The organism is Pseudomonas sp. MM213 (assembly GCF_020423045.1).
Taxonomy (GTDB): domain Bacteria; phylum Pseudomonadota; class Gammaproteobacteria; order Pseudomonadales; family Pseudomonadaceae; genus Aquipseudomonas; species Aquipseudomonas migulae.
In genome coordinates this window covers 3,366,678-3,385,038 of the sequence record NZ_CP081943.1, presented here as the reverse complement: position 1 = coordinate 3,385,038, position 18,361 = coordinate 3,366,678, and the positions used below count along the sequence as shown (strand labels likewise).

Below are 18,361 nucleotides of genomic sequence, written 5' to 3'. Positions count from 1 at the left end.
GGCTTGAACCCTGATGCATCACCCGATGCATCAGGGTTTCCCGGTTATTGCTCTGCAGCTCTTTGTAGCGCTGCGCGGGTCAGTTGTCTGCTCAGCTCTTTTCTTTCGTAGCCCATGTCGTCAAGCAATCCGCTGTAGACCTCATCGGACATGTCTTCATCGATGAGTACCACACGGTCATCGACATTCAGTCGCCGGGCGAGGTCTTGCAGGCGCAGTTTGAGGGCGCGTCGCAGTGCAATCTCCAGGCCTTTCGAGTTGGCCCAGGTATGTTGTACTTCACGTAACTCACCCATCAGGTCGCTCTTGGCGTCGAACAGTCGGCTATTGCGCCGGAATTCGTTCGGGTAAGTGTCCTGCAAGTATTTCTCCCAGAACGGCTGGTCGATCATATCGTTTATCAAGCCATCGCCTGCCTCCATCGCCATCACCGTATCGAAGGCGGTGTCGAGGGTTTTGGCGCTCACGCCGGCCAAGGGACGATGCAGCATCGACTCCGATTGCCACGGCAAACCGAGGCGTTGAGCCAGGCCGGTTTCGTAGGCGAGGTAAACCTCCACCTCATCGGGAGTGCCCTCACGGCCGCCGAAATCGGCACGGGCAATGTCATCCACGCGTGCGAGGCGAGCGGCGCCTTTTGCCAGGTTCACCAGTCTGTTTTCAAGGACGGCGTTGGACGTCGACAAGGCATAGGCTTCGGAGGCGAGCACCTTGATGCCCATGTGGTTGAACACCTGCGCCCCGGCATCGGCGCAGGTGGTGGGCGCCTTGGCCATTTCGAACAGTTCGTTGCGTAACGGAGTGTCCAGGTCAATGGCTTCGACCATGCGCCAGACCCGACTGCTGAGCTGTTGGCGCAGTTCACCGCCGGCCCGGTAATCGGCGGAGCGTGTCTGTTTCTCGATCAAGGCAAAAAAATCTTCGGAGCCAGGTTCGGTCATCAAATCGTGCCAGGCGTCCTCGCGGAAAGTGCCCAGCCCCCCGACCTCGGCACTCCACCACACAGAGTCATCCTTCGTCGGCCATTGGTGCATCGCGTCAGCGGCAGCCTCGGCATAGATCTGGTCGGGTGCGAAGCCGACCGAACGTCGATAGGCTTTGAACGTGATCAGGTTTTCCTGCGAAAGACTCTTTGGAAACAAGCGGGTCCGCGCCACGAGGAAGGCCTCCTCCGAGCCAGGCACGACAGTTGGAATGACGCTGATCGGGTTCTCCTGCAAATCCAGAAAGAAGCCCCGCGGTCGACGTTTGCTGAAGGGCCCGAACAGCCCATCGGGCCAGGTGGTTGCCCCTGTGTTGCTCAAACTCAGGATTCTCAGTTTGGGCATGCGCCCGACGTTCGGAAGCATGCCCAGTTGCTTATTGTCATCGAGCCTGATCGTTTCCAGGTGGGTCAGGTTTCGCAGTTGCTCGACGGCCGATGGCGTTAACGTGATGTCATTGTTCATCAGCCGCAACGTTCGCAGGTAATGCATCTTGCCGATGGTGGCGGGGAGTCGCGTCAACCCGCAACTGCGGGCGCTCAGTTGCCGCAGATGAGGGAAGTCGCCCAACAGGCCAGAGGCGTTTTCGGAGACGTTCGAGCGGTCCAAATTCAGCGTGCTGATCTGATCGACGTAGTGTTTGATATCCGGCGGCAGTTCCTTCCACCAGCGCTCGAGGTCGGGCACATCGAACTCTACCGACAGGTCCAGCGCATAACCGCCGTCGACCATGGTGCTGCGCTCACCGAACACGGTGGGTTTTCTTGAGAAACAATCGATAAGCCGCTCGGCAATGTGCAGCCCGCCACCGCGCACGAACCCCTGTCGGTCGGCCCCCCACGTATCGGGTTGCTGATATTGCCACCGGTTGAGCAACTTGCGCAGGTCATACCGCTCTCGGTCAAGCCTCGTCAGTGTCTGATGCCCTTGCTCTTGCGAACCCAGGGATCGAACGAAGGTGTCGACCTCTCGTTCGTTGAAGTGCGGGTACAAATCCTGCACCCGGTCGGTGAGCGTGGCGGCGGTGGTGGAGAAGCCGGGGCCGCGGAGCAACATCATGTCTTCGTGGTTCGCCATCGGGCGGATCGGTGGTGCGGCGAGCGCGGTGCGGCGTTCGGCCGGGGTCTCGGTCTTGGCCATGACCCATTGCTTGAAAAACGCCCCTTGGCCTGGCCGATAGCCCAACTGCGCCTGTTTGTTTTTCGGCAACGCCGTGAGCACGGCTTCGAAAAAATCAGCGGCGTCGTGCAGTTTGTGATTGTCGGCGTCCCAGACTTCGAACCGGTTGGCCTCATCCTTGACCAGCACCCGCACCGTCGCCGCATCGTGTGCCCCCACGCTGCCGCGCAGTGGTCCGGCATCGTTGCCTTCACGCACCTCGATACGCAGTTGCGCGAAGGTGTCGGTATGAATCCTCAGTGCATTCAGCACCAGGCTTTCGGTTTGCGCCACCCACTGCGCGCCGTCATGAAACCCCTCATACGCATGGTTGGTTCGGGCTTCGAAGGCGGCTTCACGGGCGCGGCTCTTGAGGTTCAACGGCAGGCGTTGCTCCTGATTCATGCGCATGAGGTCGGCCGCGTCGGAACTGTTCAGCAGCGTCTGTGCCGCGCGGGTCGGCAGCTCGGGGAATGTCTGGCGAATGAGTCGGACCTGTGGGTCGTCGGACGCTTCCGCACCTTGGTAAAGCTGATTGACGATGTCTGCGTTCAGTCGATTGGCTTCGTCCGCCAGTCGATTGCGCAGGGCTTGTACCTGTTCACTTTTGGCGGTTGACCGACCGAGCATCGCTTGCAGCTCTTCTTCGCCGAGGAACTCGACAAGCCTCGGCGCAAACTGCTCGCTCATGAGCTGCGACTGGCTGGTGGAAAGCGTCTGCGCCTCGCTCACCTCGGGATTGCCGTACTGGCGAAAGCGCCCCGTCATGTCGGCGTCTTCGTAAACCTTCAGGGCTTTATCCACAGGCCAGCCGTCCAGGTAAGTCGCCAGGGGTTCAAACCACCAGGAGGCAGGGTCCAGAGGTTGACCGGTTCGAATCCGTTCAATGGCCTCGCGGGTCTGGCGCTGGATTTTCAAGCGTGTGAGGCTGTCGTCCAGCAGGGGGGCGGGGCCGTGTTGTCGACGTACATCCGGCGCAGCGCAGCGTCGTCGATGCCGCTGGCGATGCGCATATTGTCCAGTTCTGCGTCGCTGAAGCCGTCCACGGAATGGCCGAGGCGACGCATCAACGTCGGGCGTTGCCACGTTCGCGGGTTCTCGGCTTCGTGGGTCCAGGCGCCCTGGCCGTTATGTTTCAACTCGGGTAAATAGGCGTTGTCGCGGTGCGGATGCTGGACGCGGTAGTTGCCGGTTTGTGGGTCCTTTTGCACGGCGTAGTGTTTGTCATCCAGCGGCAAAATGTCCTGGCCTTCGTGGGCATGAAGTCCCAGTGCGCCAGGTTTGGCTTCAGCGGGTAGTTTTACATCCGGCCTCTCATAAGGCTTGAGATCGGGATGCCACAGTCTTGGCTCGCCATTGGGCAGACTCACCGGTTTCATGCCTTCGATCAGCGGCGAAAGCTTCAGGCGCGCAACGTTGCCAATCTTCACCCCGGCGGCGAACGCCACCAACTGAATGACGTCGGTCACCACGCCAATGATGTGTTCGGCAGCTTCGGTCCACAGCCCCATGGTCATATCGACGATGCCTTCGATGACGTCACTGGCCATCTGATACGCCGTGTAGACCATCATCAATTCACCCAGCCCCGGAACGAACGGCGTGACGACCATCAGCGCGACGTTGAAGATGTCCGAGACTATTTTCTTGAAGTTTTCCCACCAGGCCCATCGGGCATTGCTATCGCTATCGGCGGTGGACACGGCAATGTGTCGGGCGTCGTTCAGCACCTTATTGAGCTTCTGCTGGAAGAGGTATTCCCAGAGTTCGCCGGGGATCGGTGCGGCTTTGAAATGCAGATTGGGGTTGTCGACCGGTACTTCCCGCCAGCTCGGTCCCTGGTCCAGCGGCGCTTTCTGATGCCATTTCACCTCGAACAACCGTTGTTGTAGCCCGCCGAAAAAATGCCCGCGCTCCGATTGATCGACGAACCGGCTGAAGTATTGTTGGTAGGTCATGCCGGTGGATGAAACGACGTTGTTGTCGCGTAGCTGGCGCGTCAGTTCATTCATGAACGTGACGGACGAGGGGTACTCTTTCAGCGGGTGTTCAGGGTCCTGGGGGACGTAAACAATCACCGGCGTCACCTCACGGATGTGTTGTTCCGGCCTGGGTGTGATCAACACGATTGCGCTCAGCGGGCTGTCGAGAATCGACAGTTCGGCAAATTGCATCACCCGGCCTTTACGGGTGAGGTTGCGCTGGCCATCGAGCATGCTCAGGATCAGGTCACTGGCCTCGGCGTCGATGTCGCCCTTCAGAACAGCCAATTGGGCGGCGGCTTTGAACGCGGCTTTCTCGCTCTCGACGATTTTTAACTTCAAAAAACCTTGGGCGAGGCCGTCACTGGGCAGCAACTGTTCTTCGAGGTATTTCGTGTAGCGCGCGCCGATGTCCAGTTCGCGACAGAGGCTCTGGAACTGGGCAATGGACATTTTGCGTTTGATCGGCAGGACGTCGAAGTGCCCGCGCGCATCGGGTTGGCTGATGAAGTCCGAGTCCGGTTCGCAGGTTTCGTGACGTGCGAAGTTGTGCAGGGCGGCGTCCAGCAATGAGACGGTTCGGGTAAAAACACCGTCGGAGACGTCGAAGACATACCACGGGCGTGCTTTGGGTAAGTACAGATGCAGGAACGTGCGGGTGACATCGACATCGACGTTGAATTTTTTTTGCAGTGCGTCGGTGAGTAACGGTTCGGCGAACGTGTAAACGTCCTGCACTTCATCCATGAACCGGTCGACTGCATTCTGCGCGGACCAGAGGTCAAGATTGGCTTCTTGTAACGGCGTGTGGTCGAAATCTCTGGCGCTCTGTATCCATCGCCCTGACGCCGTTTGTATGAGGCTCAGTTCTTGAGCCCGTCGCACTGAAGCGCCTTTGAAAACGGGGTGGATACGGTTCTTGATGAACGCGTAATGGTGACCTTTATTGTCGTCGGCCACGGGTGGCTGTAGCGCTGATATACGTCCGTGTAAGTCAGTCATGCTTTCAATAAACCTTGAGCATTAAGTGGAGTGACCAGCCTAACGCCCGAGGTTCAAAGTAAAAGTCTGAATTCCCGCTGCTTGAATAGCGTTCTTCCCGGCAAAGCATTGGAATTTTCAATGCCGAAAATAATTAATTACCACCATCGTTTTTCAGCGTCGTGCGACCTCCACGGGCAGGCATTGTGTATGCGTGCCCGGTTGCAGATACGGCGTGAGAATCGGTGCCATGCCCTTGAGCACTTGCACCGGCAGGGCCGAGGTGAACTTGAAGGCTTCGGCCGTGCGACCGGGTACGAATGCGGTCAACGTACCGAAGTGGCTATCACCGATATAAAACACAAAGGTGGCCGTACGGTTGATCGACTTCGAACTCAAGATTCGCCCACCGGAACCAATGGCTTCGATGCGGTTGTCACCGGTCCCGGTCTTGCCGCCCATGGCCAGCGGCTTGCCATCGGGGGTGATGAAACTGCCGGAAACACGTTTGGCCGTACCCGCGTCCACCACGTGCGACAAGGCCTCGCGCATGGCCGTGGCCACTTCGGACGGCATCACCCGTTTACCCACATCCGGGTCGTTGATCAGCTTGGTTTCATAGGGCGTATTCGCCGCGAAATGCAGGCTGTCGATGCGCAGTGTCGGCATGCGCACGCCGTCGTTGAGGATGGTGCCGATCAGCTCCGCCAACGCGGCCGGGCGGTCGCCGGAACTGCCGATGGCGGTGGCCAGCGAGGGCACCAGGTGATCGAACGGATAGCCGACTTTCTGCCAGCGCGCGTGAATGTCGAGAAACGCCTCGATCTCCAGCATGGTGCGGATGCGGCCATCACGGGCACCCTTATGCTTGCTTTTGAATAGCCAGCTATAGACTTCCTGGCGTTCAAACTGGCTGGCCTTGACGATTTCGCTCCACTTGGCGTCAGGATGATTCAACAAATAACCGATCAGCCACAATTCCAGCGGGTGAACCTTGGCGATGAAGCCCTGGTCCGGCAAATCGTAGATGCCTGGGCTGTAATTTTCGTAAAGCCGTTGCAGGCGTTCGTCCGTGAGTTTCTCGGTGAGCTTGGCGCCTGAGAGGTGCGAGCGCACGAAGGTGTTGAAGCTTTCCTGACTGGCTTGCGGCAACAGGTAGCGATGCACCGCAGCCATGCGAATCGGCGTCGGGCGCATGCTGTCGAGGAAGGTTTCGAGCCGTGCCTGGGTGTCCTTGTTTTTGTAGCGCTTCCAGAATTTCAGCAGGAACGAAGTGCCCTCGCGGTCGGCGAACTCGGCCAGGTATTCCTGGCGCCGAGGATCACGGTCGTCCCCGAGCAGAGCAGCGCTGTTGTTCGGGCCGGAGTAGGTGGTGTAGCGCACCAGATCACGCATCAGCCGAATGAACGGCAGGTTGATCGATTCGCGCAGGGCATCGCGCAACGTCGGTATGCGACCGTTGTCTTCCTTGCGGAAGTTGACGAAGGTATGCAGCCCGCCGCCGGTAAAAAAGGCTTCGCCGGGGCTGGCCGAGTATTTGCGGTCCAGCGCGGCGCTGAGCATGGCCGACAGGTTGTGGTCCTTGTTCTCGATCAGGTAATCGACAGCCCAGCGGCTCAGGCGATCCTGATCCGGGACGTCGACTTTCTTCAGTTCCGGGACGGTCATTTCGGCGTACTTGTCGTGCAGCTCGGCAATGATTTGCAGATAAGTCGTCAGCACCCGCATTTTCGCGGTGGAGCCCAGTTCCAGTTTGCTGCCTTCGTTGATATCGAATGGCTGATCGGTGCTGTCGGTTTGCACGCGCACCCGCGAACCGTCCGGGGTCAGTTCGAACAGCGTGAAGCTGTAGCGCACTTGCGTGGTGCTGGTGGGGGTGAGCAGGCGTTCGCCCATCAAACCGATCTGCGTTGCAAACGCCGGGTCGGCCAAGTGCTTGAGGTACTCGGTGACCTGGGTTTGCAGTTCGCCTTGCAGGGTGCTGGTGGCGGAGAGATCGAGGCGGTCGAGGTCGTACAGCGGACGATTGAGCAACCCGCCCAGGCGACTGCGCGCCACGCTGATGCCTTTGTTGGTTTCGATCGGTTGAATGGTCGGCTGGGTCTGCCAGTCGCGATAGGTCACTTTGCTGGCCAATGCGGCGGCGGCGAACGGCGCGTCGATCACAAAGTTTTGCGCCAACAGGCGAATGTGGCTGTCGGTGAGGTCGGCCAGCTCATCGCGGCCCTTGGTCAGGTAGTGGGAAGGGCGGCGCTGGGCAATCATCAACGACAGCATTTCACGCAGGGCCAGGCCTTTTTCCGCCATGGCCTTTGGATCCGTGTCGGTACTGGCCAGCCGTTCGTTGGCCTTGTTGAAATCGGCGCCGTACCAGACACGCAAACCTTCGGCCATGCCGTGTACTTCCCCGTGGCCGGGCACGGCGGACAGGGGCACGCTGTTGAGGTAATCACGCACCACGTTCTGGCGCGCCGCAAGCGTTTCCGGCCCGGCCTGATAGGCGCGCACGCTGGCGGAAATCATCTGGCGGATTTTTTCCCCGCCGGACACGGTCAAGCCGTCGGGCGAGTGTCGATACTTCTCGAGTTGCGTCGCGAGGGTACTGCCACCCGCCGATTGGCCAGGCATGTGCAGCATTTTGGCGACCTGCGACCACGCCGCCATGCCGAAGCGTGGCCAATCCACGGCGGGGTTGGCCCGAGGCTGACGAGGGTCGAGCAGGAAGCGGTTTTCGATGAACAGCAAACTGCTGACCACCACCGGCGGAATCGCGTCAAAGCTTGAATAGAGCTGCTGCGGGTATTTGTACTGATAAAGCGGCGCCGCATGGCAATCGGTGATCGACAATCCTGCCTGGATTTTTTCCGCATAGGGCACGAAAAAGCCTTTGTCGGTGTAGTCCATCAACGGTTGGGAAAAGCGGGTCTGTGCCGCAACGACGTAGTCGCGCTTGATCAGGCGCGGCAGGAATTCACCCAGAGAGCTGTAGCCCAGACGCAAGTCAAAAGGGCCGGCCCCTGGATAGCGAATGGAGTCGCTTGGGCCTGGCTTCAGTTCGTAACTCAGGGTAGCGGCATATTTGCTGGCTTCCCGGGATTGAAACTTCGAGGTACGCATTTCCCTGGCAGCGGCCAACCCCAGAGCAATCAGGATAATCAACACCAGCAACCAAAACGCCTTCCACCCGTGTTTGGTACGACTACGACGGGGTTTTTCGGGGATAGGCGCTTCATCCACACGTTCAGTCGGGACCACAGTTTTACTCGTATCGGTTTGCCATAACGCGCCCATAGTCGACTGATCCATTCACGCAGATTGATCGGACTTGTTTGAAGCTTAGACGGTGGATGCTGCCGGTGAAAAAATTGTGAACACCCGGATATCGAATATTCACCCTGACGGGGAGTGAGCGAATGTTCTTTTTGCAGGGGGCTGGCTTGTTGGCGATGGCGGTTTCATGGACGCCATCGCCAGCAAGCCGGCTCCTACAGGGGGGAGGTGAGCCCGATATTTTGAGTCGCGCCTCGATCCGTAGGAGCCAGCTTGCTGGCGATGGCGATTTCACGGACGCCATCGCCGGCAAGCCGGCTCCTACAGGGGGGAGGTGAGCCCGGTGTTTTGGACTGTGTCCCCGATCCGTAGGAGCCAGCTTGCTGGCGATAGCGATTTCACGGACGCCATCGCCGGCAAGCCGGCTCCTACAGGGGGGAGGTGAGCCCGATATTTTGGACAGTGTCCCCGATCCGTAGGAGCCGGCTTGCTGGCGATGGCGATTTCATGGACGCCATCGCCGGTAAGCCAGCTCCTACAGGAGGGCCGTACTAGAGCCATCGCAACGTAAATGCTGCCTAGGTAGGGGCATGACGATGCACCAATGCTGTGCAATACTCCGTGCCGCTTTAGCGGTAAAAATTCCTACAAAAAAGTCAGGTAATGCACCTCCAGAAACCGCGCTTTTGCCGAGAGTTCTCGCTGAATATTGTGGGTTGTAGAGTGAAATATCCTGCTGGAAGGTTTTTAGACTGCACGTCCCGCTGATCTTGGAGGGTTTTGCCCTGCAGGACGGTTCTGCCCACGAAGCAGGTCCGGTTTCAGGCAAGCAATGGCTTATCGGTCAGCGCTTCGACACTCGGTGGTCATATCCAATAACAAGACGAGGTTGTACCCCTATGCCAGTCGGCAATCACCTGCCCCACGGCGAGACCGCTCAGGGCGGCCCGCTTAAACGCGAACTCGGCGAACGGCATATTCGCTTGATGGCACTCGGTGCCTGTATCGGTGTCGGTCTGTTTCTCGGTTCGGCCAAGGCCATCGAAATGGCTGGCCCGGCCATCATGCTGTCCTACATCATCGGCGGTCTGGCGATTCTGGTGATCATGCGCGCCCTCGGCGAAATGGCTGTGCACAACCCGGTCGCCGGCTCCTTCAGCCGTTATGCCCAAGACTACCTTGGCCCGTTGGCGGGGTTCCTGACGGGCTGGAACTATTGGTTCCTGTGGCTGGTGACCTGTGTCGCGGAAATCACCGCAGTGGCGGTGTACATGGGCGTCTGGTTTCCCGAGGTCCCGCGCTGGATCTGGGCACTTGCCGCGTTGGTCAGCATGGGCTCGATCAACCTGATCGCCGTAAAAGCCTTCGGTGAATTCGAATTCTGGTTCGCCCTGATCAAGATCGTCACGATCATTGCGATGGTGATCGGCGGCGTCGGCGTGATCGCGTTCGGTTTCGGTAACGACGGCGTGGCGTTGGGGATTTCCAATCTCTGGGCTCACGGCGGCTTCATGCCGAACGGCGTGCAAGGCGTGTTGATGTCCCTGCAAATGGTGATGTTCGCCTACCTCGGCGTCGAGATGATCGGCCTGACCGCCGGAGAAGCGAAGAACCCGCAGAAGACCATTCCCAACGCGATCGGCTCGGTGTTCTGGCGGATTCTGCTGTTCTACGTCGGCGCGCTGTTTGTGATTCTGTCGATCTACCCGTGGAATGAAATCGGCACCCAGGGCAGTCCGTTTGTGATGACCTTTGAGCGTCTGGGCATCAAGACCGCCGCTGGCATCATCAACTTCGTGGTGATCACCGCTGCACTGTCGTCCTGCAATGGCGGCATTTTCAGTACGGGGCGCATGCTCTATAGCCTGGCGCAGAATGGCCAGGCTCCGGCCGGTTTTGCCAAGACGTCGAACAACGGGGTGCCCCGTCGTGCGCTGTTGCTGTCGATTTTCGCCTTGTTGCTGGGGGTGCTGCTCAATTACCTGGTGCCTGAAAAAGTCTTCGTTTGGGTGACGGCCATTGCTACTTTCGGCGCGATCTGGACCTGGGTGATGATCCTGCTGGCTCAGCTTAAGTTTCGCAATGGCCTGAGCGCCAGCGAGCGGGCCGGGTTGAAATACAAGATGTGGTTGTACCCGGTGAGTTCGTATCTGGCACTGGCGTTTTTGGTGTTGGTGGTTGGGTTGATGGCGTACTTTCCGGACACTCGGGTGGCGCTGTATGTGGGGCCGGCGTTTTTGGTGCTGCTGACGGTATTGTTTTATGTGTTCAAGTTGCAGCCGACTGGTGTGTCGCAAGGTGCGGTGCGTTCGGCTTCATAGTTTTTGGGGATCGGATGGGGGCATATCCGTTGCTGCGGTGACGGCGGCTGGCGGTTTCGCCCTTACGGCGAGTCCCTTTTCCAAACGCCGAAAAGGAACCAAAAGGCTTTGCCCCTGACGTACGGTGGCTCGCTAAGGCTCGCCATGCCCTCGCTCCGGTCCTGCTCCGTGGGCCCGCCGCCATCGGCCATCCCTGGCCGGGGGCGGCTAACCCGGCATCCATGCCGGGTTGCCCACTGCGCAGAACCTCCACTCGGCCTCCCGACGGGGCAGATCAAAATCAAAAGCCAAGCAAAAGCCAAAGCGAGGCGGCCTGCCAGCCGACCTGTGTCTATGATCGTACGCATTCCCCTGTAGGAGCCGGCTTGCTGCGGGCGGCGTTCCGACGATTGCGTCCGTCCAGCCAATACATACGTTGACTGATCCACCGCCATCGCCAGCAAGCCGGCTCCTACAGGGATCTGCGTGCGCTTTTGATTTCCACCACTCATCAGGCCGAGCGTTAGCTCGCCTTCCGCTTTTGATCTGAGCGCCCCCTCGAGAGGCCGAGCGCAGGTTCTGCGTAGTGGGCAACCCGGCATGGATGCCGGGTTAGCCGCCCCCGGCCATGGATGGCCGATGGCGGCGGGCCCACGGAGCAGGACCGGAGCGAGGGCATGGCGAGCATTAGCGAGCCACCGAACGAAAGGGGCAAGAGCCCTTGGTTACTTGGGGCTTTTCCAAGTGACTCGCCGTAAGGGCGAAACCATTAGAGGCCGTTACCGCAGAAACGGATATGTACACCAGCAAGAGATTGGTCGGCTGTCAGGCCGCCATCGCTGGCAAGCCAGCTCCTACAGCGGGATCCGTTCAGCTACCGAACGCTGCGACCTGTTGACCGGCTGGTTCAACCGTTTATTGAACTCCAGCCAGGCCCCCAACAACGCCATCAACCCCGCACCCACCAAGGCGGTGAATATCTGCATGGCAAACGCATCGTCGGTCATGGCATTGACCATGTCCGCCAACGGCGCCAGCAACACGCCGAGGCAGAAGATTTCCAGCGAATAACGCCCCATGCGACAACTTTGCTGCGCCAGCCAGTTTTGCGTCCAGCCGGTATCGGGCAACAGTTTCGCCGTGACATACGCCAGCGCCAGGAAGTGCAGCAACCGCACCGGCGACAAGTCAGTCTTGCTGATCGGGTACAACAGGTTGCTCAGCCACGCAGGCATCAGCGCATCATGTATTTCCGGCCATCGCCAGGAGACGGTCAGCACGCCGGTAACCACCACATACACTACGGCACTGACAAACAACGGCCGGCGCAGCAACGGGCGCGCGTCAGGTAATCGGGGGCGCTGCCCGTAAGTCGCCGCCGCGCCGCCCAACACAAACAGCAGCTGCCAGACCACGGGATTGAAATACCACACGCCATCCTTGATGGCCGCCAGGTTCCAGCCGAACCACGGCGCCAGCAGGTACACGGTCAACGACACGGCCACCACCGCCCATGGTTTGCGCACCAGCATCGGCAGCGCCAGCGGCAAGCCGGCCAGCAGCACGATGTACAGCGGGAGGGGGTCCATGAGGTTCGGCTTGAAGCGCAGCAGCAGTTCATCGACCAGGGCTTGCTGCGGGTTGGTGATGAAGTGGTGCATGCCCATTTCCTCCACCAGATCCCTCGTTTCCACATGGCTGTTGGCGAAGAACACGATGCCCATCAGCATCGCCAGCAAGAAAATATGCACCACGTAGAGCACCCAGGCGCGGCGCAGAATCTTCACGCAGGCAATCAGATAACCGTCCCGTCGGAAGATTTTCCCGTAGGCCAGGACCGCCGCGTAACCGGCGAGAAACACGAAAATTTCCGCGGCATCGCTGAAACCGAAGTTACGCGGGGTGATTTGACCGAGGGGGTTGTGAGGCACGTGATCCCAGAAGATGAAGATCAGCGCCAGGCCTCGAAAAAAGTCGATTCGGTGATCGCGTTCAAACGTCATGACAGCGGGCTCGTGAACGGGTGTTGAATAAGGAGTGGTCAGCGCTGCAAAAGGTGCGCGCCGCGCATCGGCGGCGCGCAGGGTGGCGCGATTCGACGACAATTGCAAAAAACACGCTATTACTGAATGTCTCAGATGTGACTGGCTGAAAGAATCCATCCGCTGGTCTGCCAGCTCGATGGCGTGCCCGAATAATGGTGCATGGCAGCTGTCGAATCTTTACCGAGCATGGTTCAGGAGCGTGAAACGTGAAGGTTTCGCTGATCGTTCCGGTCTTCAACGAAGAGCAAGCGATCAGCCTGTTTTATCAGGCGGTGCAGCGCGAGTTGAGGCTGGGCGGCGACGAGATCGAGATCGTATTCATCAACGATGGCAGCTCGGACCGGACGGCCGAGCAGGTCAAGGCCCTGGCGCAGGTCGACGAGCATGTGTTGTTGATCAACTTTTCGCGCAATTTCGGCAAGGAACCGGCGTTGTTCGCCGGCCTGGAATACGCTTCTGGCGATGCGGTGATCCCCATGGACGTCGACTTGCAGGACCCGATCAGCGTCATTCCGCTGTTGATTGACGAGTGGCAAAAGGGCGCGGACGTGGTGCTCGCCAAACGCCGCAACCGGGCCACCGACGGTTACCTCAAGCGCCACAGCGCGGCGCTGTTCTACCACGTGCTGAACCGTATCGCGTACACCCGGATCGAAGAAAACGTCGGTGATTTCCGCTTGATGGATCGCAAGGTAGTCAACGTGATCCGCGCACTGCCCGAGCATCAATTGTTCATGAAAGGCGTGTTGTCGTGGGCCGGGTTCACCACCGCGGTGGTGGAGTACGAACGCGCCGGGCGCGTGGCCGGCAGCAGCAAGTTCAATGGCTGGAAACTGTGGAACCTGGCACTCGAAGGGGTGACGTCGTTCAGCACTGTGCCGCTGCGTTTGTGGACGTACGTCGGCGGCGGCATTTCGATTTTCGCGGTGCTTTACGCGGTGTACATGGTGCTGGACAAGATTTTCTTCGGCAACAGCGTACCCGGTTACCCATCGTTGATGACCGCCATTCTGTTTCTTGGCGGTGTGCAGTTGATTGGTATCGGCATCCTCGGTGAGTACGTCGGCCGGATCTACATCGAGGCCAAGCACCGGCCGCGCTACGTGGTCAAAGACATCGTCGGCGGCAAAGACCGGCTCGGGCTTTAGCATGGGCCGATTTCGCGATGTGCTCGGCAAGGAACTCGGCGGCCGACAGGTCTGGTTGTTTTTTCTGCTCGCGACGTTGCTGTATGTGCTGCCGCTGATTATTGCGGACTACCCGTACATCGATGATAACTGGCGATCCCTGTCGGCGGGCATGGCCTGGGCGGAGCAGGGTCGCCTGTTTACCCAGCTGTTCTACAACCTGCTCACCTTCGGCAACGCGGCGCCTAACATCTTTCCCTTGCCGCTATTGATCGCCACGCTGGCCATGGCCTCGGCACTGACCCGGCTGACGTTTCATTACTTTGCGCAACCGACGCTCGCCTGTTGCCTGGTGCCGTTGCCCCTCTGGTACAACCCGTTTTTTCTGCAAAACCTGTCTTATCAATATGACGGTCCCGCCATGGCCCTGAGCCTGGTGGCGGTGATCTACGCGATCACCTTTCGTCATCCTTCGCGCAGCCTGCAATGGCTGGTGCCTTCGTTCCTGATTGCACTGGCGCTGGGGCTGTATCAGATCAGCCTCAATGTGTTTGTGGGATTGTGTTGCCTGGAACTGCTGCGCGGCGTAAATGACCGTTTGGCCTGGCCGCAGTTGTGCAGGCTGATCGGCTGGAAACTGGCGCAGGTCACCATGGGCTGGTTGATGTATTGCGTCAGCGCCGTGGCGTTCATGGCGCAGGATCGCGCGCTGCTGTTGAACTGGACCGCCGCGCCGCTGCTGCAACTGCAGATCAACATCGGCAGAGTGCTGGAAAAAGTCGTGCTGCTGTTTCATGGCGGATTGGTCTGGGTGTTCGCCGCGCTGTTGCTGTGTGCCATCGTCGGTGCTGTGCAATTGGGGCTTAAAGTGTGGAAGCGTCAGGACAGTGGGCCGAAGAAAGCGTTGATCGGCCTGTTGTGTCTGCTGACCTTGCCGGTCATGACGCTGCTGGTGTCCGGCGTCGCGCTGTTTTTCCGCGACTTCAACGAGGGCGCTCGAACCCTGATGGGCTTCGCGGTTTTATTGATGCTGTTGTTCTACTTGAGCCATCTGGCGCTGGCGCAAATCCATGAACGACTGACGCTGTTGCTGGCGGTGCCACTGCTGGCGATGCTGTCGCTGTCGTTCGCTTACGGTCGGGTGCTGACGGTACAGAAAGCCTTCAGCACCAGCGCACTGTTCAGCCTTGAGCACGACATTTCGACGCATCGGGAATTGCGTGAGGCCAAGCGGATTTACATGTCGGTGACGTATTCCGATCACTGGCTGTCGGGGGCCGCAGGTTCGTTCAAGCAAATGCCGGTGCTGCACTATCTGCTGAACATCGACTTTTTCATGCTGGCCGAAAATCTGCCGAAGCTCGGCATCACCAACGTGGTCGCGGAGAAGGAGCGCCGCAATGCGACACGGGTGGGTTATCTGGGGTATCCGCCGTTGCTGGAGCGCCCGTACTACAGGATTTACCTGCTGGGGGACTACGGTTTTATCGTCATGAAAGAACCGGCCCCGATCAAGGCGCTTCGCTGGTGACGACGGGCCTCAGAACGCATCCATCAGCACGATAATGCAATCCCGGGCCTGGAAACGGTTGATCTGCGGCACCAACCGCCGAAAGTGCTCAGACTGGCAATGAGCATCCAGCGCCGCCTGATTCGGCCATTGTTCGACGAAGATAAAGTGGCCGGGGTCTTTTTGATCGATGAACAGGTCGTAAGCGATGCAATCGGGCTCCAGTCGAGTCTTCTCGACCAGTTCGGTGTACCACGGGCGAACCGTTTCAATGTATTCGGGTTTGATGAAATCCTGAGCGATTACTTTCAGCAAAATGTTCTTCCTTGGTGTAAAGCCAGCCTCCCTACGAGACTGGCGTTCAAACAGTGTTTACGCCGCAGCCAACTCATTGGGCTCAAAACTGTCCGCCCGCGCCATCTGCCACATGCGTGAGTAGAACTCGCCGTTCACTTCCCCTGTTAGCAATTCCCCCGGTTTCAAAAACACATGCAGCTGCGAGAACAGCTTGATCTCGGTCGCCGACATGCGCCGCACCAGATGCTTGGCCGACAACTGCGACGGATGATCGAGGCCGGCGGCGGCGAGCATTTCCGCGAGTGCCTTGAGGGTGTTGCGGTGGAAGTTGAACACCCGCTGGGCCTTGTCCGGGACGACGAGGGCACGCTGGCGCAAGGTGTCCTGCGTGGCGACGCCGGTCGGGCATTTGTTGGTGTGGCACGACTGCGACTGGATGCAGCCGATGGCGAACATGAAGCCGCGCGCCGAGTTGGCCCAGTCGGCGCCGATGGCCAGCACGCTGGCGATGTCGAAGGCGCTGACAATCTTGCCGCTGGCGCCGAGTTTGATTTTGTCCCGCAGGTTCAGGCCCACCAGCGTGTTGTGCACGAACAGCAGACCTTCGCGCATCGGTACGCCGATGTGGTCGGTGAACTCCACAGGCGCTGCCCCCGTGCCGCCTTCCTTGCCATCGACGACGATGAAGTCCGGGAGGATGCCGGTTTCCAGCATGGCCTTGGCGATGCCCATGAATTCCCACGGATGGCCGAGGCAGAACTTGAAGCCCACCGGTTTGCCGCCGGACAGTTCACGCAATTGCTGGATGAAGTGCATCAGTTCGATCGGCGTGGAAAACGCACTGTGCCGCGATGGCGAGATGCAGTCTTCGCCCATCAGGATGCCACGGGTTTCAGCGATTTCCTTGGTGACCTTGTGCTTGGGCAGAATCCCGCCGTGGCCGGGTTTGGCGCCCTGGGACATTTTGATTTCGATCATCCGCACCTGCGGGGTTTGCGCTTGGGCGGCGAAGCGTTCCGGGTCGAAGCGACCGTCTGCAGTGCGGCAACCGAAGTAGCCGCTGCCGAGTTCCCAGGTCAGGTCGCCGCCGTTTTCCCGGTGATACGCGCTGATGCTGCCTTCACCGGTGTCGTGGGCGAAGTTGCCGAGCTTGGCGCCCTGGTTCAAGGCACGAATGGCGTTGGCGCTGAGGGAGCCGAAGCTCATGGCCGAGATGTTGAACACCGATGCCGAGTACGGCTGCGTGCACTGCGGGCCGCCGACCAGGGTTCGAAAACTGTTTGGGTCACTCAACGGTGCCGGGCGCATCGAGTGGCCGATGAATTCGAAACCCGACTGATACACGTCGATCAACGTGCCGAAGGGTTTGTCGGCGCTTTCGTTCTTGGCGCGGGAATAGACCAGCGAACGCTGGGCCCGGGAGAAGGGCAGGGCGTCGCTGTCGGATTCGAGCAGGTACTGGCGGATTTCCGGACGGATGCCTTCCACCAGATAGCGGATGTTGCCGAGGATCGGGTAGTTGCGGCGTACGGCGTGAGGGCTTTGCAGCAGATCAAACAGGCCCACGAGGCTCAGGACGCCGGTGACAGCGGTGATCGGCCAGAGCCAGTCGTGTTCCAGGAACGGCAGACTGGCGAGGGTGAAAATCACACAGACGGCAAAGAAGGCGTAGCGGCTCAGGAGTGACAGGCTCATACGGTTTCCTTGGGTTCGGACTCGGTTGTGTTCGGCACACCTATCCCTGTAGGAGCGAAGCTTGCTCGCGAAAGCGACATTTCAGCCAACATCAATGTTGAATGTGATGGCCTCTTCGCGAGCAAGCTTCGCTCCTACGGGACCGTGCTGTGTCAGGCATTCTGCGCCTGGAGGAAAATCGAAAACAGCTCGGACTGGGACTTGATCCCCAGCTTGCTGTACATGTGTTTCTTATGGACTTTCACGGTTTCGACAGAGATTTCCAGCTTACGGGCGATTTCTTTACTGGAGCAACCGCTGAGCATCAAACGCCCGACATCCAGCTCCCGGGCGGTCAATTGCGCGCCTTTGAGTTGTTGCACCGAGGCTTCCAGCTGCACCCGCCAGTCACCTTGGACCGGTGCCGGTGCGAGAGCCACGACTTCGTTGATTTCGTAGGGCAGGCGCTGACGCAACAAACCCAGCACCCACGGCTGGATCAACGACAGCAACGCGATCTGCTGGCCGCTGAAACGCTGTTTGCTGCCCAGTGACAGGCACAACGTGCGGTCGCCTTCGAGCTGACAATTGAACTGGATTTCATCGGCCACCACATTCAGACGAAAGTAGCGCTGGTAATACTCGGTCAGCTCAAAGTGCTCCGGCGCCACTTCCGACAGGCGATACAGCCCGGTGCGCGACTGCTCGCGGCAGGCGATGTAGAACGGGTCGAGCAAGTACAAACCGCGCAGGTAATCCTGGAACAACTGATCCGGGCTGCCGTCTTCACCGGGACATTCGGCGAACACTTGCGGGTGCTGATCGGCACTGAAAAGCAGCGCCACCCAACTGTCGAAGGTGACGTATTGATCCAGTAACCGGACAAGCTGCGTCCAGAAATTCGGCTTGTCGAGGGCGTCGATCAGTTGCCCGACCGAACGGTGCCAGGCGATGTCGTCTAACGAAAGTGTCATGCATCTACCCCTATCGGGTTACCCCAGCCGCGTGATTCCCTGGCCGGTTGCTTGCTGCGC

The 18,361-nt window shown here is 59.3% G+C and carries 10 protein-coding genes; 3 read left to right on the top strand and 7 right to left on the bottom strand.

Going from position 1 to position 18,361, the window contains the following annotated elements; translation table 11 throughout:
• Positions 1-44 precede the first annotated feature (44 nt).
• The 3 genes from K5R88_RS30825 to K5R88_RS15310 form a co-directional block, all read right to left on the bottom strand.
• Positions 45-3,059 carry an NEL-type E3 ubiquitin ligase domain-containing protein gene (locus tag K5R88_RS30825; protein WP_329959886.1) on the bottom strand — a complete coding sequence of 1,005 codons (3,015 nt, stop codon included), beginning with the start codon at positions 3,057-3,059 and terminating at the stop codon, positions 45-47.
• A complete protein-coding gene (locus K5R88_RS30820) occupies positions 3,056-4,870 on the bottom strand; it encodes a dermonecrotic toxin domain-containing protein (protein WP_329959885.1) in 1,815 nt (604 codons plus the stop codon). The genes K5R88_RS30825 and K5R88_RS30820 overlap by 4 nt, the downstream gene beginning before the upstream one ends.
• Before the next feature lie 408 nt (positions 4,871-5,278).
• Positions 5,279-8,395 carry a transglycosylase domain-containing protein gene (locus K5R88_RS15310; protein ID WP_008043448.1) on the bottom strand — a complete coding sequence of 1,039 codons (3,117 nt, stop codon included), beginning with the start codon at positions 8,393-8,395 and terminating at the stop codon, positions 5,279-5,281.
• An 878-nt stretch (positions 8,396-9,273) separates the two neighbouring features.
• Between K5R88_RS15310 and K5R88_RS15305 the strand changes: the two genes are divergently transcribed.
• On the top strand, positions 9,274-10,695 hold the full coding sequence (locus K5R88_RS15305; RefSeq protein ID WP_226297991.1) for an amino acid permease: 1,422 nt from the start codon (positions 9,274-9,276) through the stop codon (positions 10,693-10,695).
• Positions 10,696-11,528: 833 nt separating this feature from the next.
• Here the strand turns inward: K5R88_RS15305 and K5R88_RS15300 are convergent.
• Positions 11,529-12,677: an OpgC family protein gene (locus tag K5R88_RS15300; protein ID WP_223451239.1), complete on the bottom strand. Its 1,149-nt coding sequence runs from the start codon at positions 12,675-12,677 to the stop codon at positions 11,529-11,531.
• A gap of 248 nt (positions 12,678-12,925) precedes the next feature.
• On the opposite strand from K5R88_RS15300, the gene K5R88_RS15295 reads away from it, so the two are divergent.
• Both K5R88_RS15295 and K5R88_RS15290 read left to right on the top strand, forming a co-directional pair.
• A complete protein-coding gene (locus tag K5R88_RS15295) occupies positions 12,926-13,867 on the top strand; it encodes a glycosyltransferase family 2 protein (RefSeq protein WP_223480173.1) in 942 nt (313 codons plus the stop codon).
• A gap of 1 nt (position 13,868) precedes the next feature.
• Positions 13,869-15,377, top strand: a complete 1,509-nt coding sequence (locus tag K5R88_RS15290; protein WP_226300226.1) for a glucosyltransferase domain-containing protein — start codon at positions 13,869-13,871, stop codon at positions 15,375-15,377.
• Between the two features lie 9 nt (positions 15,378-15,386).
• Here K5R88_RS15290 and K5R88_RS15285 read toward each other — a convergent pair whose 3' ends face one another.
• The 3 genes from K5R88_RS15285 to K5R88_RS15275 form a co-directional block, all read right to left on the bottom strand.
• Positions 15,387-15,671 (bottom strand): putative quinol monooxygenase, encoded by a 285-nt coding sequence (locus K5R88_RS15285; protein WP_192228554.1) that lies wholly within the window; start codon positions 15,669-15,671, stop codon positions 15,387-15,389.
• A 57-nt stretch (positions 15,672-15,728) separates the two neighbouring features.
• On the bottom strand, positions 15,729-17,348 hold the full coding sequence (locus K5R88_RS15280) for an FMN-binding glutamate synthase family protein (protein ID WP_008043564.1): 1,620 nt from the start codon (positions 17,346-17,348) through the stop codon (positions 15,729-15,731).
• A 152-nt stretch (positions 17,349-17,500) separates the two neighbouring features.
• On the bottom strand, positions 17,501-18,301 hold the full coding sequence (locus K5R88_RS15275; RefSeq protein ID WP_008032237.1) for a helix-turn-helix transcriptional regulator: 801 nt from the start codon (positions 18,299-18,301) through the stop codon (positions 17,501-17,503).
• Positions 18,302-18,361 lie beyond the last annotated feature (60 nt).

Bases quoted from the DNA above. Each gene is read 5' to 3' on its own strand.
- K5R88_RS15280 (WP_008043564.1), bottom strand. From the start codon at position 17,348: ATGAGCCTGTCACTCCTGAGCCGCTACGCCTTCTTTGCCGTCTGTGTG.
- K5R88_RS15275 (WP_008032237.1), bottom strand. From the start codon at position 18,301: ATGACACTTTCGTTAGACGACATCGCCTGGCACCGTTCGGTCGGGCAA.
- K5R88_RS30820 (WP_329959885.1), bottom strand. From the start codon at position 4,870: ATGGATGAAGTGCAGGACGTTTACACGTTCGCCGAACCGTTACTCACC.
- K5R88_RS15305 (WP_226297991.1), top strand. From the start codon at position 9,274: ATGCCAGTCGGCAATCACCTGCCCCACGGCGAGACCGCTCAGGGCGGC.
- K5R88_RS15300 (WP_223451239.1), bottom strand. From the start codon at position 12,677: ATGACGTTTGAACGCGATCACCGAATCGACTTTTTTCGAGGCCTGGCG.
- K5R88_RS15310 (WP_008043448.1), bottom strand. From the start codon at position 8,395: ATGGGCGCGTTATGGCAAACCGATACGAGTAAAACTGTGGTCCCGACT.
- K5R88_RS15290 (WP_226300226.1), top strand. From the start codon at position 13,869: ATGGGCCGATTTCGCGATGTGCTCGGCAAGGAACTCGGCGGCCGACAG.